The organism is Arthrobacter sp. 9AX (genome assembly GCF_902506095.1).
Classification (GTDB): domain Bacteria; phylum Actinomycetota; class Actinomycetes; order Actinomycetales; family Micrococcaceae; genus Arthrobacter.
The window spans coordinates 225,097-238,941 of sequence record NZ_LR733293.1; the positions used below are offsets into that span (position 1 = coordinate 225,097).

Below are 13,845 nucleotides of genomic sequence, written 5' to 3' on the forward strand. Positions count from 1 at the left end.
ACTGGGCGCCGGTGAAACGTTGACTGAGTCCGTTCTCCGTATGCTCCCAGCACGCGGAGAACAGATCCCACCATCAGCTAGTAGCCGGCGCCATAAGTTTGTGCCTGTTGGCGGATGGTTTTTCCATGCCTGGAAGAGCTTTTCGGCCGGCCATCATCGAGAACAGAGGAGTCGACAGCGCCTGTGGCTAACGACAATACAGATATTCTGGCAGTTGAACCCGCAGTCGAGGATGCCCGCACGCCTGACACCCCGCGGGAGTACGGCGCCAGCGACATCACCGTACTTGAAGGCCTGGAAGCCGTCCGGAAGCGTCCCGGTATGTACATCGGCTCCACCGGACCCCGCGGACTCCACCACCTGGTCTATGAAGTGGTGGACAACTCCGTTGATGAGGCCCTGGCCGGCTATTGCACCCACATCGAAGTAGTCCTGCAGGCTGACGGCGGCGTGAAGGTCGTGGACGACGGCCGCGGAATCCCGGTGGACATGCACCCCACTGAACACAAGCCCACGGTTGAAGTGGTAATGACCATCCTGCATGCCGGCGGCAAGTTCGGCGGCGGCGGGTATGCGGTGTCGGGCGGTCTGCACGGCGTTGGTATCTCCGTTGTCAACGCCCTCTCGAGCAGGGTGGATACCGAGGTCCGGCGGCAGGGCCACGTCTGGCGGATGTCCTTCGCCGATGGCGGCAAACCGCAGGGCAGCCTGGTGAAGGGCGAAGAGACGGACCGGACCGGAACCACCCAGACGTTCTACCCGGATCCGGCCATCTTCGAAACCACCGAGTTCGATTTCGAGACCCTGCGCGCCCGCTTCCAGCAGATGGCATTCCTCAACAAGGGCCTGCGCATCACCCTGACGGATGAGCGTTCTTCCGCCAGCGATCCCGAAGCCGAGGCGGACCTCGACCTGGACGGCGTGGTCACCGAAGGCGAAGTCAGCGCTGAGCACCGCACCGTGGTGTACCAGTACAACGAGGGCTTGTTGGACTACGTCAAGCACCTGAACTCCGGCAAGAAGGTGGACGTTGTCCACGAGGACGTCATCGCCTTCGAAACCGAGGACCAGGAGCGCAAGATCGCCCTGGAAATGGCGATGCAGTGGACCAACGCCTACTCCGAAAGCGTCCACACCTACGCCAACACCATCAACACCCATGAGGGCGGCACCCACGAAGAGGGTTTCCGCGCTGCCATGACGTCCCTGATCAACCGCTACGCGCGCGAGAAGGGCATCATCAAGGAAAAGGATGACAACCTCACCGGTGACGATATCCGTGAGGGCCTCACCGCCGTCATTTCCGTGAAGCTTGCCGAGCCGCAGTTCGAGGGCCAGACCAAAACCAAGCTGGGCAACTCCGAGGTCAAGGGCTTCGTCCAGCGCGTTGTCACTGACGGCCTGGGCGACTGGCTGGAACGCAACCCCGGCCCCGCCCGTGACGTCATCCGCAAGGCGATCTCTGCCGCGCAGGCCCGCATGGCCGCACGCAAGGCCAGGGACAATGCCCGCCGCAAGAGCCCGCTGGAATCCTTCGGCATGCCGGGCAAGCTGTCCGACTGCTCCTCCAAGAACCCGGAGAAGTGCGAGGTCTACATTGTGGAGGGCGACTCGGCAGGCGGTTCGGCCAAGCGCGGCCGCAATCCCGAGACCCAGGCCATCCTTCCCCTCCGCGGCAAGATCCTGAACGTGGAGCGTGCCCGGCTGGACAAGGCCCTGGGCAACGCCGAAGTCCAGTCCATGATCACGGCCTTCGGCACGGGCATCGGTGAGGACTTCGACCTCTCCAAGCTCCGGTACCACAAGATCGTCCTGATGGCCGATGCCGATGTGGACGGCCAGCACATCACCACCCTGCTGATGACGCTGCTGTTCCGCTACATGCGCCCGCTGATCGAAAACGGCTACGTCTACCTGGCCCAGCCGCCGCTGTACCGGATCAAGTGGTCCAACGCCGCCCACGACTACGTATACAGCGACAAGGAACGCGACGCCAAGCTCCTCGCCGGCCAGGCAGCAGGACGCCGCATCCCCAAGGACAACGGTATCCAGCGCTACAAGGGCCTTGGCGAAATGGACTACACGGAACTGTGGGACACCACCATGGACCCGGACAACCGTACGTTGCTGCAGGTCACCATGGATGACGCACTGGCTGCGGACCAGATCTTCTCGGTCCTGATGGGCGAGGACGTGGAATCACGCCGCAACTTCATTCAGCAGAACGCCAAGGACGTCAGGTTCCTGGATATCTAGGCCTTTAAGACCCCGAAGATATTCCAGAACCGACATATACCTGAAACGGAAATAGAAAATGAGCGACGAAACACCCGGGAACCCGGCCCCCGAAGCCGGGAACCCGGACACCGTTCTTGAAGGCGACGTGCTGGTTGACCGCGTGGAGCAGGTGGACCTGCAGACCGAAATGCAGCGGTCCTACCTGGATTACGCCATGGCCGTCATCGTGGGCCGTGCCCTCCCGGACGTCCGCGACGGCCTCAAGCCCGTGCACCGCCGCGTGCTGTACGCGATGTTCGACGGCGGCTACCGCCCCGAGCGTTCCTTCAACAAGTGCGCCCGCGTGGTGGGCGAGGTCATGGGCCAGTACCACCCCCACGGCGACACCGCGATCTACGACGCCCTGGTCCGCCTGATCCAGGACTGGACCATGCGCTACCCGCTGGCCCTGGGCCAGGGCAACTTCGGTTCTCCGGGCAACGACGGCGCTGCGGCTCCCCGTTACACCGAAACCAAAATGGCCCCCCTCGCCATGGAAATGGTCCGGGACATCGACGAGGAAACCGTCGACTTCCAGGACAACTACGACGGCAAGAACCAGGAACCCACCATCCTGCCGGCCCGGTTCCCCAACCTGCTGGTCAACGGATCCTCCGGCATTGCCGTGGGCATGGCCACCAACATCCCGCCGCACAACCTCCGCGAAGTGGCCGACGGCGTGCAGTGGTACCTGGCCAACCCCACCGCCACCCGCGAGGAGCTGCTCGAAGAGCTCCTGCGCCGGGTCAAGGGCCCCGATTTCCCCACCGGTGCCACCATCCTGGGCCACAAGGGCATCGAGGACGCCTACCGGACCGGCCGCGGCTCCGTCACCATGCGCGCCGTGGTGAACGTGGAGGAACTGCAGGGCCGTACCTGCCTCGTGGTCACCGAACTGCCGTACCAGGCCAACCCGGACAACCTGGCCATCAAGATCGCCGAACTGGTCAAGGACGGCAAGATCCAGGGCATCGCAGACCTCCGCGACGAAACCTCGGGCCGCACCGGCCAGCGGCTGGTCATCGTACTGAAGCGCGATGCCGTGGCCAAGGTGGTGCTGAACAACCTCTACAAGCACACCGAACTGCAGAGCAACTTCTCCGCCAACATGCTGGCCATCGTGGACGGGGTGCCCCGCACCCTGAGCCTGGACGCCTTCATCCGGCACTGGGTCACCCACCAGATGGACGTTATTGCCCGCCGTACCCGGTACCGGCTGCGCAAGGCCGAGGAAGAAGCCCACATCCTGCGGGCGCTGCTGAAGGCTCTGGACATGCTGGACGAGGTCATCGCCCTGATCCGCGCGTCCAACACCACCGAAGCGGCACGCGACGGCCTGATGGAACTGCTGGACATCGACGAACTGCAGGCCCGGGCCATTCTGGACATGCAGCTGCGCCGCCTCGCAGCCCTGGAACGCCAGAAGATCCAGGACCGGCACTCAGAGCTCGAAGCCCTGATCGCCGAGTACAACGAAATCCTTGCCTCCGAGCAGCGCCAGCGCGAAATCATCAGCACCGAGCTGGGCGAGATCGTGGACAAGCACGGTGACGACCGCCGCACGAAGATCCTGATGGGCTTCGACGGCGACATGTCCATGGAGGACCTCATCCCCGAAGAGGAGATGGTGGTCACCATCACCCGCGGCGGCTACGTCAAGCGGACCCGGAGCGACAACTACCGTTCCCAGCAGCGCGGCGGCAAGGGCATCAAAGGTGCCCAGCTGCGCGGCGACGACGTGGTGGAGCACTTCTTTGTGACCACCACCCACCACTGGCTGCTGTTCTTCACCAACCTTGGCCGCGTCTACCGTGCCAAGGCCTACGAGCTGATGGAAGCCGGCCGTGACGCCAAGGGCCAGCACGTGGCCAACCTGATGGCGTTCCAGCCGGACGAGCACATCGCCCAGGTCCTGGACCTGAAGGACTACCAGCAGGCGCCGTACCTGGTCCTCGCCACCAAGCGTGGCCTGGTCAAGAAGACGCGGCTGGAGGACTATGACACGAACCGTTCCGCCGGCGTGATCGCCATCAACCTCCGTGACGAGGACGAACTGGTGTCCGCGCAGCTGGTCTCCGAGACCGACGACCTGCTCCTGGTGTCCCGGAAGGGGCAGTCCATCCGTTTCACCGCCACCGAGGAGGCCCTCCGCCCCATGGGCCGGGCAACTTCCGGCGTCACCGGCATGAAGTTCCGTGAGGACGACGAACTGCTGGCAGCCAACGTGGTGACTGACGGCTCCTTCGTGTTCATCGTCACCGAGGGCGGCTACGCCAAGCGCACGGCAGTTGAGGAATACCGGCTGCAGGGCCGCGGCGGCCTGGGCATCAAGGTGGCCAAGCTCGCCGAAGAACGCGGTGATTTGGTGGGAGCACTCATCGTCCAGGAAGAGGACGAGGTGCTGGTGGTCATGGAGGGCGGCAAGGTGGTCCGGTCCTCGGTGGCCGGTGTCCCCGCCAAGGGCCGCGACACCATGGGTGTCATCTTCGCCAAGCCGGACAAAAATGACCGGATTATCGAGGTGGCACGCAACAGCGAACGCGGCCTTGAGGGCGAGGAATCGCTGGCTGATGACGTAACGTTGGCTGAAGATGGCGGTTCCGTGGAGGAATCCGCAGAGTCAGCACTGGCAGAAGAATCACCGGCCGTTGAGTCAGAGGACGCCTCGGGCGACGCTGAGCCGAACGAAGACAACACGGAGGTAACGAGTGAGTAATCCTGACTCATTTCCCAAGCCGAACACTTCTGTTCCCGAGGGAAGCCGGCCCGCGGCCGCACCCCGCGTGAACGCTCCTGTTCGTCCGCCGCAGCGGCCTGCTGCGCCTGCAGCAGCTCCAGGGCAGCAGCGCCCGGCAGTTCCGGGCCAGCGTCCCCTCCAGAGTGAACGGCCGACGTCGGGACAAGCCGCGCCGCGCACGGCCGCGGGCCCGTCGGTCCCCGGCCAGCGTCCGGGACAGCCTGGCCAGCGCCCGGTCCAGGGCGGTCCCGGGCTGGTCAAGCCGGCGCCCAAGGCCAAGGTCCGCCGTGCCCGGCTTCTGGTCAGCAAGGTGGACCCGTGGTCCGTCCTGAAGATGGCGTTCCTGCTGTCCGTGGCACTTGGCATCGTGACGGTGGTTGCGGCCATCGTCCTGTGGACCGTCCTTGACCTCACCGGGATCTTCGATCAGGTGGACAGCCTGCTGGGCACCCTTGCCGGCTCCGAAGGCGGCGGCTTCGAACTGAAGAAGGTTGCCTCGCTCGGCCAGGTGGCCTCCTTCGCCACCATCATCGCTGTGGTGAACGTGGTTCTGCTGACTGCGCTCTCCATGCTCTCCGCTGTGCTGTACAACATTGCCGCCACCCTGGTGGGTGGCATCGGCGTCACCCTCACCGACGATTAGGCCCTTGCTTTCACCGGCCGGATACCGGTGAAAGCGCCCGATTTGAGATCGGGCCGGGATGTGCTGTAAAGTCATGTCTCGGCCCGATGAGGTATCGGGGCGTATAGCTCAGGCGGTTAGAGCGCTTCGCTGATAACGAAGAGGTCCCAGGTTCAAGTCCTGGTACGCCCACGGAACCTGTGCAGGTTCAGGTGGAGGTTTGGTTCGCATCAGTGCGGCCGGACCGGAACGGGGAGCATGTGAAGAAGTTGCTTGTACTGGCAGCCGCAATCGCAGGCGTCCTGGTCTACCGGAAAGCACAGGAATCCGAAGCCCGGAAAACAGTCTGGAGCAAGTCCACCGATTCGGTTGACTAGCCCGGATGCCCGGTCCTGGAGCTGGTCAGCAGCCCCAAGGTTCTAGGGTATGATGGACGGGTTGCTTCTTATGGGGGCATGGCGCAATTGGTAGCGCACCTGCTTTGCAAGCAGGGGGTTCGGGGTTCGAGTCCCCGTGCCTCCACCATAGGAAAGTCCCGGTCAGCGAAACGCTGGCCGGGACTTTTGTTTGTCCCGAACTTTTGTTTGTCCTGACGTGGAGGGATGGATGGTGGCCTTTTTCATTGCAGCCCTTGGTGTGCTGGGTGTTGCCTCCTCCGGCCCCTTGATCGCCGCCACGCTGGGCGCAACCAGCGTCAGCGCACTGGCGATCGCGTTCTGGCGCAACGCCATCGGTGCTGCCGTGATGGCCACCCCTGTACTCGTCCGCGGGCCAGCGCAGTTCGGCAGGGTAACCCAACGGGAGTTCCGCTGGTCGGTGCTGGCCGCCGTCGCACTTGCCCTGCACTTTGCCTGCTTCATCACGTCCCTGCAGCTGACGTCCGTTGCGGCCGCCACGGCGCTGGTGTGCCTGCAGTCGGCGTGGATCGCCGTGTTCCAGCTCTTCCGAGGAACCAGGCACCGATGGCAGGTCCTCGCCGGCCTGGGCATCGCCTTTGGCGGGGTGGTGGCGATTACCGGCTTCGACATGGGATCGTCCCCGGACGCCCTCCTGGGTGACCTGCTGGCGGTGGCCGGCGGCGCCCTTGCCGGACTGTACACATTGGCGGGCGGCAAGGCCCGGCAGAGCATGACCACAGGGACTTACACCACGCTCTGCTACGGGATGTGCGCTGCCCTCGTGGCCGTGATGGCGTTAGTGGGCGGACAGCCGCTGGTGGGCTTCGAGGCGGGCGGCTGGCTGGGCATCCTGGCGATCACCGTGTGCGCGCAGCTGGTGGGACATACCGCGTTCAACCATCTGCTCGCCACGATGAGCCCGTTGCTCGTGTCCATGATCATCCTGCTGGAAATCCCCGGCGCGGCCCTCCTGGCAGCGGTGTTCCTGAACGAAACCCTCCCTGCCGGTACGTACGCCGGGCTGGGCCTGATTCTGGTGGGACTGGCCGTCGTCGTCCTTGGCCAAAAGCCCGGAAGGGCCGGGAGGCGGGGAAACACATCAGGAACACCGGATCAGGACGGACCCCCGGACCGCCCGTTGGCGGAACTCGGGACTGACTGACCCCGGGTAGGCGGGGCTACTGGCCGCCGCGGCGGGCAGGCTGCGCTGTATTAACGGTGTGGATGGCCCGCAGGAGTTTGGCCGGGAAATACACCGAGAAGAAGACCACCATGGGTGCCTTCAGGGCCATCTTCTTGACGTTGTGCGCCTTGTATGTGCGGTCGAACCGGGTGACGTAGTAGCGGTAGTCCCGGGGGGAATCCTCCAGGCGGCGCGCGGACATGCCGGACACCATCTGCGGGCAGTAGTTGATCTTCAGGTCGTGGTCGGCCAGGTGCAGGGACAGATCGATGTCCTCATGCATTTCGTCCTTTTCGTCCCGGCACGTCTCCGAGCGGATGATCTGCCAGGCGGAGGCGCGCAGTGCCATGTTGGAGCCGAACAGGAAGTGGTACTGGTGTTTGGCCAGCTTCAGCATGAGCTGGCGCATTTTGTCGTCCGCCTTGAGGCCGAAGCGGCGCATGGGCATGTCGTAGTAGACCACCGGGCCGGTGGCGGCCTGGACCGACGCGTCATGGAAGGCCTGCCGTACCTGCTCCACCCAGTCCGGTTCCACCACCGAGTCCGCGTCGATGCGGCCCAGGATGTCACCGGTGGCGTGGTCCAGGCCGAAATTGCGGGTGGGGATCAGCCCTTGTTCCCGGTCCTGGCTCAGCAGGATGATGGGACTTTCCGGATACTCAAGCTGCATCTGGCGGACGATGTTGGCGGTCCGGTCCTTGGACAGGTTGTCCACCACGATGATTTCATGGGCGGGCACCGACTGGTAGATGGCAGCTATGAGACACTGCCGGATGACGCTCTCCTCGTTGTATGCCGGGATGACGATGGACACGCGGAGTTGGTCTGCTGCGTGGTACAAGGCATCCCCAGAGGATTGGTCGGCTGACATCAGTTCAAATCTAGCACCGATCAGCTGGCCGCCCCCGGGGCGCGGCGGCAGGCGGAGATGAATAAAGGGCCCCGCTCCAGTGAACGTGTCACCGGAGCGGAGCCCCTCACCAAACGCAGGAATGCTAGGACTGGGTGGCGTCCTTGTCCACAGCGGTCTTGTCCCCGTTGCCGATGTTGGCCGCGATGTTTTTGGTAGCGGTCTTGGCGTCGGTGGCCACCGGGTCGCTGGCGCCGGCAGCGTCCTCAGCCACGTGCTTAGCCTTGTCTGCGGAATCATCCGCTGTTTCCTTGACCGCATCCGCTGCGGAGGAAGCCTCGTCAGCCACGGGCGCGGCGGTGGCCTCGGGAACCTCATTCACCGTGGTGGCGGGAACCGGTGCGGGAGTCGGCGTGACCGGCGAGGGGGTCTTCCAGGGATCCTCGACCGGCTTTGAAGCCTTCCAGGCCGCCACACCGGCGGCGACGGCTGCCGCGATGACACCGAAAACCAGCCAGCCGCGCTTCTTGGGCTTCTCCGGCTCGGCAAGCTGGATCCCCACAGTGCGGCCGGCCTCGGTGGCGGCGGCCTTCAGCTGCGTGCCGGTTGCCTGGGCCTGCTCCTGGATGGCGTGGATGATTCCCACGTCACCCAGCTTCTGGGCCACAGCGTCAACGTGGGCCGGCGTGCTCTCAAGGGTGCGGTGCACGGCCTCGGAAGCGTGTCCGATCTGGTCCGACAGGCGGGGCAGGTACTCCACCACTACCCGGTCGCGGGCGTTGAGGATGACCGGGGTGGCCTTGTCCAGTGCCTCATGCAGTTTGGGCGAAGCGCCCTCCACGGCCTCGTTAATCTTCGGGGCGAGGTGCGCCAAACCATCCTGGATGCGCGGCGTTACGGTGGCAACGCCGTCGGCCAGGTTGTGGGCGGCTGTTTTCAGGCCCTCCTGGATCTTGGGAGACGCGGTATCCAGGCTGTGCTGGAGACGGGGAACGGCCCAGTCAACGGCCGCTTCCACACGGGGGGCGGCCCAGTCCCGGGCATTCTCCACAGCGCTGGTGACTTGCTGCTCAAGGTCACGGGCAATACGGTCCGACTTCTTCACAACTACCTCCCGATTAATGTGACGGTCTGTGGTTAGCCTACGTGGCTAGATGTTCACCGGCTATTCTCTCTGCGGATTTTAGGCCGATTTCACCCAGCGCGGAACTGCCCCCGCAGCCATTCCCACCTCATGGTGGCGTGAAAGAATAAGGCCTATGACTGCCATCGCAACCGCAAAAGCAACCATCCACACAAGCCTCGGCGACATCGTCGTGAACCTCTTCGGCAACCACGCGCCCAAGACGGTCAAGAACTTCGTTGGCCTCGCCACGGGCGAACAGGCCTGGACCCACCCGGAAACGGGCGAGGACAAGACCGGTACGCCGCTGTACAACGGCACCATCTTCCACCGCATCATCAAGGATTTCATGATCCAGGCCGGCGATCCCCTGGGCCGCGGCACGGGCGGACCGGGCTACCGCTTCGACGACGAAATCCACCCCGAGCTCAGCTTCAACCAGCCGTACAAGCTGGCCATGGCCAACGCCGGAATCCAGATGGGCAAGGGCACCAACGGGTCACAGTTCTTCATCACCACCATCCCCACCGACTGGCTGCAGGGCAAGCACAGCATTTTCGGTGAGGTTGCGGACGACGAATCCAAGAAGGTCGTCGACGCCATCGAGGGTGTCCGCACCGGGATGGGTGACCGCCCCGTGGAGGACGTCACCATCAACAGCATCGACATCGAACAGCTGTAATTCCTTTCGATGAGTTACGGAATTCCGTCGGCTGAGCCGTCCGCGCAGGTCCCGGTGTGCCCCCGGCATCCGGACCGGCCATCCTATGTGCGCTGCCAGCGGTGCGGGCGCCCCGCGTGCCCCGACTGCCAGCGGGCGGCCGCCGTCGGATTCCAATGCGTTGACTGCGTCAACGAAACCCGGCGTACGACGCCGGAGGTACGGACTGTCTACGGCGGCGCCGCCGCATCCGGCAAACCATTGGTGACGTACGGAATCATCGCCGTGTGTTTGGTGATGTACGTGCTGCAGTGGATAATTCCCGGCCAGGCTGTGTATGAACAGTTCGCGTACAACAATGTGTTCGCCACTCCTGCGTACGGGGCCTTCGAGCCCTGGCGGATGCTGACCGCCGCTTTCCTGCACTCGCCGGATTCGGTCCTGCACATTGCCCTTAACATGTACACGCTGTGGATTTTCGGCCAGGCCCTCGAGCCGCTCCTGGGGCGGGTCCGCTTCCTGGCGCTGTACCTGATCTCCGCCGTTGGCGGGTCGGTTGGATACCTGCTCCTGAACCCGGTACTGGTGCCCGGGCAGGGACTGGTGGGGGTGGTCGGTGCGTCCGGGGCCATCTTCGGGCTCTTCGGCGCCATGCTTTTGGTCCAGCGGCACCGCGGCGGCGACACCCGCCAGCTCTGGGTACTGATTGCCATTAACGGCGTGATCGGTTTCCTGATCCCGCAGATCGCCTGGCAGGCACACCTTGGCGGGCTGGTGACCGGCGCGCTCTGCGCGGCGGTCCTTGCCTACACTCCCCGCGGCCCACGGCAGGGCCTCATCCAGGCAGCAGGCCTCGTGGCCGTGTGTGCCCTTTTGCTTGCCGCGAGCTGGATCAGGATCTCGCTCTAGAACCGAACGCCCCGACCCTCTCAACACTCTTCATGAGCAAGGCCCCGACATCCACGGATGTCGGGGCCTTCTTTATCCACAGGAGTTATCCACAGTGTTGGTAACTTACATGCTTGTAGTTCGCGTGGGAAAGGTGGCTTTCCCGCCTACTGGCAGGGATTTTCCGTAGAGGCGTGTCCGCAATCCACACCTGTGGATAACTCTTGGGGATAGCGCTGTGCTTAAGTGGACAAATCAGGCGCAACCTGCGTATTTGTGGATAAAGGCTGGGGAACAGGCTCATCGAGGCCCGTGGAGGCGGCTCCTCCGGTTGCTTTCAACAGGGTTGTGCACAGTGTTAATAACTGACAGCCATGTAGTTCCCGCCGGAAGATATGCCTGCATCGCACCGCCAGACGGCTGCCGGCCGCTGGATTTCCCCCAGCCTTTCCACAGCTGTGGATAACTTGTGGGTATTGCAGTGTTGGTAAGTGGAAAAGATCAACAGCGCGGGTGTGCAAAGCTGGGGGCAACGGACGGCCGCCTGCTGCTTGGCCGGGTGCGCCCGTCTGCCAGTTTTTCCCCCCGTTGTGTTTCGACCAGGAGAATCCATTGAGCGCCACCACTCAGCACATCTACCTCGACAAGCAGCATCCCACGCTCTGGCGCGCCCTCAATGGCCTTGGGCTCAAGGTCCGGGAGGCCGCGGAGGCGGCCGGTCTGGATGAAAAGACCGTGGAGCTCCTGCGGGTACGCGTCTCGCAGCTCAACGGCTGCGCATTTTGCCTGGACCTGCACGTCAGGGAAGCGATGGAGGCAGGCGAAACCGTGCAGCGGCTGGCCGTGCTGCCGGCCTGGCGCGAGACAGCGCTTTTTACGGAGAAGGAACGGGCCGCACTCGCGTTGGCCGAAAGCATTACAGACCTGCCTGGGCACAGCGTGCAGGGGCAGGAGGAGGCTTACGCCCGCGAGCACCTCTCGGAGGAGGAATTCTCGGCAGTGAGCTGGCTGGTCATCACCATGAACGCATTCAACCGGGTATCAATCATCAGCCACCACCCGGTCACCAAGGACCGGTAGAGCCTTTGGCTTGGACCAAGGACCCGGTTTATCCACAGGTCTTCCACACATGTTAATAACCGCATCAGGTTGGCCGAATTGGCACTTCGGGGCAGCAGGGCGCCCCACGACCCTGCCGACTGACAGATGCCACAAAGTTTTCAACACTGTGGATAACTTTCCCAACAGTTGGGGAAAAGGGCAGCGCTAAAGGCCTGGAGCGGGCCAGATGCCCGAAGATCCGCGGCGGTGGCTGTCCAGCAGGTGGGTGTCCACCATGCCAACGGCTTCCATCAGGGCGAACATGGTGGTTGGCCCCACGAAGGAGAATCCCTTCTTCCGCAGCGCCTTGGACAGGGCGACGGATTCAGGAGACTGCGTGGGGATTTCGGCATGGAATGCCGGGCGTGGCGTTTCAGCGGGCTTGAACTGCCACACGAAGTCCACCAGTCCACCGTCCTGCCGGAGTTCGAGGGTGGCGCGGGCATTGGTGATGGCGGAGCGGATCTTCAACCGGTTACGCACAATTCCCGGGTCCTGCATGAGCCGCTCCACATCGGCTTCGGTGAACAGAGCCACCGCATCGGGGTTGAAGCCGGCGAAGGCAGCACGGAAGGCCGGGCGCTTCCGGAGGATGGTGGCCCAGGACAGGCCGGCCTGGAAACCTTCGAGGCAGATGCGCTCGTACAGCCCCTGCTCATCGGTGACGGGCAGTCCCCACTCGGTGTCGTAGTACTCGCGCAGGAGCGGATCAACGGAAGCCCACAGGGGTCGGGCCAAGCCGTCGTCGCCCACTACTGCGCCGCTGTCAGGCGCCATGGACACCTCCGGTTATGAACGCCACCGGGTGGTCATGAGGAACCCGACGATCGCGATGCCGAAGCCTGCCACGATGTTCCATGATTCCCATGCCTGGACGGGCAGGCGGCCTTCGCTGATGTAGAAGGTGATGATCCAGAGCAGGCCGATGATCATCAGGCCAAACATGACCGGCTTGAACCACACCGGGTTGGGCTTGTACGTCTGCGACGAAGCCTGCCGGGTGGTGCTGGCGGTCTTCTTGCGAGGCTTTGACTCGGGCACTGGCTCTCCTTGGCGGGCTGAGGCAAGCTCGGCGTTCCGGGCTTGATATCCTGCAAGAAGGAAGTTGCCAGCGGTCTGCGCGATCTTGGTCAAATCTGGATTCTTACTAGCAGCCAATTCTAGTCGTAGTTCATGGGGCACCAGTGCCCGTCGCAACCGCCCGAGGAGAACGCGTGGTAGTGCAGGAGAAGGCGAGGCCCCGCGCTGCGCCGCGTACCGGCGCCGTCTTTCTGCGCGGAACCATCCAGGTATTGGGTGAGCTGCTCATCACCGCAGGGGTGGTCCTGCTGCTCTTCGTCGCCTGGCAGCTGTGGTGGACCAACGTCGAGTCCGACGCCAAGCAGACCGAGGTCATCAAGGAGTTCGCCCAGGGCCTTGGCACCCCGGCACCTGCCGGGCCGGAAACTACCGCAGCACCGGCCGCCCCTGCAGACTTTGGCCCGCCGGTGGTGGGAACCGCGCCCGGCCATGCCGGCACCATCGGCATTATGTACATTCCCCGGTTCGGCGATACCTACACCCGGCCCATCGTCCAAGGGACCAGTCAGGACGTCCTGGATACCCTGGGCCTCGGCCACTACAGCAATACTGCCATGCCCGGCGCGGTGGGGAACTTCGCCGTTGCCGGCCACCGGCAGACGCACGGCGCGGTGCTGGACAACATCCACACGCTGGTGCCCGGGGACAAGATCTATGTGCAGACGAAGGAGGGCTTCTACATCTATGTCTTCCGCAACAACCAGATCGTGATGCCCTCGCGCACCGACGTCCTGGAGCCGGTGCCCACCCAGCCGGGCGTCACCCCCACCGAAAGCTTCCTCACCATGACCAGCTGCAACCCCCGCTTCGGCGCCGAAGAACGCATTATTGCCTATGCACTGCTGGACAGCTGGCGGCCCGCAGCGGCCGGACCTCCGACGGAAATTGCAGCCCAGATGGCCGCAGCGACCGGAAGGGGCTGAGC

Annotated in this window: 13 protein-coding genes and 2 tRNA genes; 11 read left to right on the forward strand and 4 right to left on the reverse strand. The window is 63.9% G+C overall.

Annotation, left to right across the window (positions count from 1 at the left end; translation table 11 throughout):
• Window positions 1-183: 183 nt before the first annotated feature.
• The 7 genes from gyrB to BACI348_RS01080 all read left to right on the forward strand — a co-directional run bounded on the left by gyrB (window position 184) and on the right by BACI348_RS01080 (window position 7,196).
• Entirely contained in the window at window positions 184-2,256 is a 2,073-nt protein-coding gene (gene gyrB, locus BACI348_RS01055) for a DNA topoisomerase (ATP-hydrolyzing) subunit B (RefSeq protein ID WP_159823560.1), read from the forward strand.
• Window positions 2,257-2,314: 58 nt separating this feature from the next.
• The gene (gyrA, locus tag BACI348_RS01060; protein ID WP_159823561.1) at window positions 2,315-4,993 is read left to right on the forward strand and encodes a DNA gyrase subunit A; all 2,679 of its coding nucleotides are present in this window, start codon (window positions 2,315-2,317) and stop codon (window positions 4,991-4,993) included.
• The gene (locus tag BACI348_RS01065) at window positions 4,986-5,657 is read left to right on the forward strand and encodes a DUF3566 domain-containing protein (RefSeq protein WP_159823562.1); all 672 of its coding nucleotides are present in this window, start codon (window positions 4,986-4,988) and stop codon (window positions 5,655-5,657) included. The genes gyrA and BACI348_RS01065 overlap by 8 nt, the downstream gene beginning before the upstream one ends.
• Window positions 5,658-5,754: 97 nt before the next feature.
• Window positions 5,755-5,828, forward strand: a tRNA-Ile gene (locus BACI348_RS01070).
• A gap of 68 nt (window positions 5,829-5,896) precedes the next feature.
• Window positions 5,897-6,013: a DLW-39 family protein gene (locus BACI348_RS20545; protein WP_236557331.1), complete on the forward strand. Its 117-nt coding sequence runs from the start codon at window positions 5,897-5,899 to the stop codon at window positions 6,011-6,013.
• 72 nt (window positions 6,014-6,085) lie between these two features.
• Window positions 6,086-6,161 (forward strand) — tRNA-Ala (locus tag BACI348_RS01075).
• Window positions 6,162-6,245: 84 nt separating this feature from the next.
• The gene (locus BACI348_RS01080) at window positions 6,246-7,196 is read left to right on the forward strand and encodes a DMT family transporter (protein WP_159823563.1); all 951 of its coding nucleotides are present in this window, start codon (window positions 6,246-6,248) and stop codon (window positions 7,194-7,196) included.
• A 16-nt stretch (window positions 7,197-7,212) separates the two neighbouring features.
• On the opposite strand, the gene BACI348_RS01085 is transcribed toward BACI348_RS01080, so the two are convergent.
• Window positions 7,213-8,088, reverse strand: a complete 876-nt coding sequence (locus BACI348_RS01085; RefSeq protein WP_159823564.1) for a glycosyltransferase family 2 protein — start codon at window positions 8,086-8,088, stop codon at window positions 7,213-7,215.
• 124 nt (window positions 8,089-8,212) lie between these two features.
• Window positions 8,213-9,172: a hypothetical protein gene (locus tag BACI348_RS01090; RefSeq protein WP_159823565.1), complete on the reverse strand. Its 960-nt coding sequence runs from the start codon at window positions 9,170-9,172 to the stop codon at window positions 8,213-8,215.
• A 154-nt stretch (window positions 9,173-9,326) separates the two neighbouring features.
• On the opposite strand from BACI348_RS01090, the gene BACI348_RS01095 reads away from it, so the two are divergent.
• From BACI348_RS01095 to BACI348_RS01105, 3 genes are all read left to right on the forward strand, one after another.
• A complete protein-coding gene (locus BACI348_RS01095; protein ID WP_159823566.1) occupies window positions 9,327-9,872 on the forward strand; it encodes a peptidylprolyl isomerase in 546 nt (181 codons plus the stop codon).
• 9 nt (window positions 9,873-9,881) lie between these two features.
• Window positions 9,882-10,760, forward strand: coding sequence for a rhomboid family intramembrane serine protease (locus BACI348_RS01100; protein ID WP_159823567.1), 879 nt, complete (start codon window positions 9,882-9,884; stop codon window positions 10,758-10,760).
• A 591-nt stretch (window positions 10,761-11,351) separates the two neighbouring features.
• Window positions 11,352-11,819 carry a carboxymuconolactone decarboxylase family protein gene (locus tag BACI348_RS01105; RefSeq protein ID WP_159823568.1) on the forward strand — a complete coding sequence of 156 codons (468 nt, stop codon included), beginning with the start codon at window positions 11,352-11,354 and terminating at the stop codon, window positions 11,817-11,819.
• A 186-nt stretch (window positions 11,820-12,005) separates the two neighbouring features.
• On the opposite strand, the gene BACI348_RS01110 is transcribed toward BACI348_RS01105, so the two are convergent.
• On the reverse strand, window positions 12,006-12,617 hold the full coding sequence (locus BACI348_RS01110; RefSeq protein ID WP_159823569.1) for a DNA-3-methyladenine glycosylase I: 612 nt from the start codon (window positions 12,615-12,617) through the stop codon (window positions 12,006-12,008).
• 12 nt (window positions 12,618-12,629) lie between these two features.
• The gene (locus BACI348_RS01115; RefSeq protein WP_159823570.1) at window positions 12,630-12,881 is read right to left on the reverse strand and encodes a cell division protein CrgA; all 252 of its coding nucleotides are present in this window, start codon (window positions 12,879-12,881) and stop codon (window positions 12,630-12,632) included.
• A gap of 173 nt (window positions 12,882-13,054) precedes the next feature.
• On the opposite strand from BACI348_RS01115, the gene BACI348_RS01120 reads away from it, so the two are divergent.
• Entirely contained in the window at window positions 13,055-13,843 is a 789-nt protein-coding gene (locus tag BACI348_RS01120; RefSeq protein WP_159823571.1) for a class E sortase, read from the forward strand.
• Window positions 13,844-13,845 lie beyond the last annotated feature (2 nt).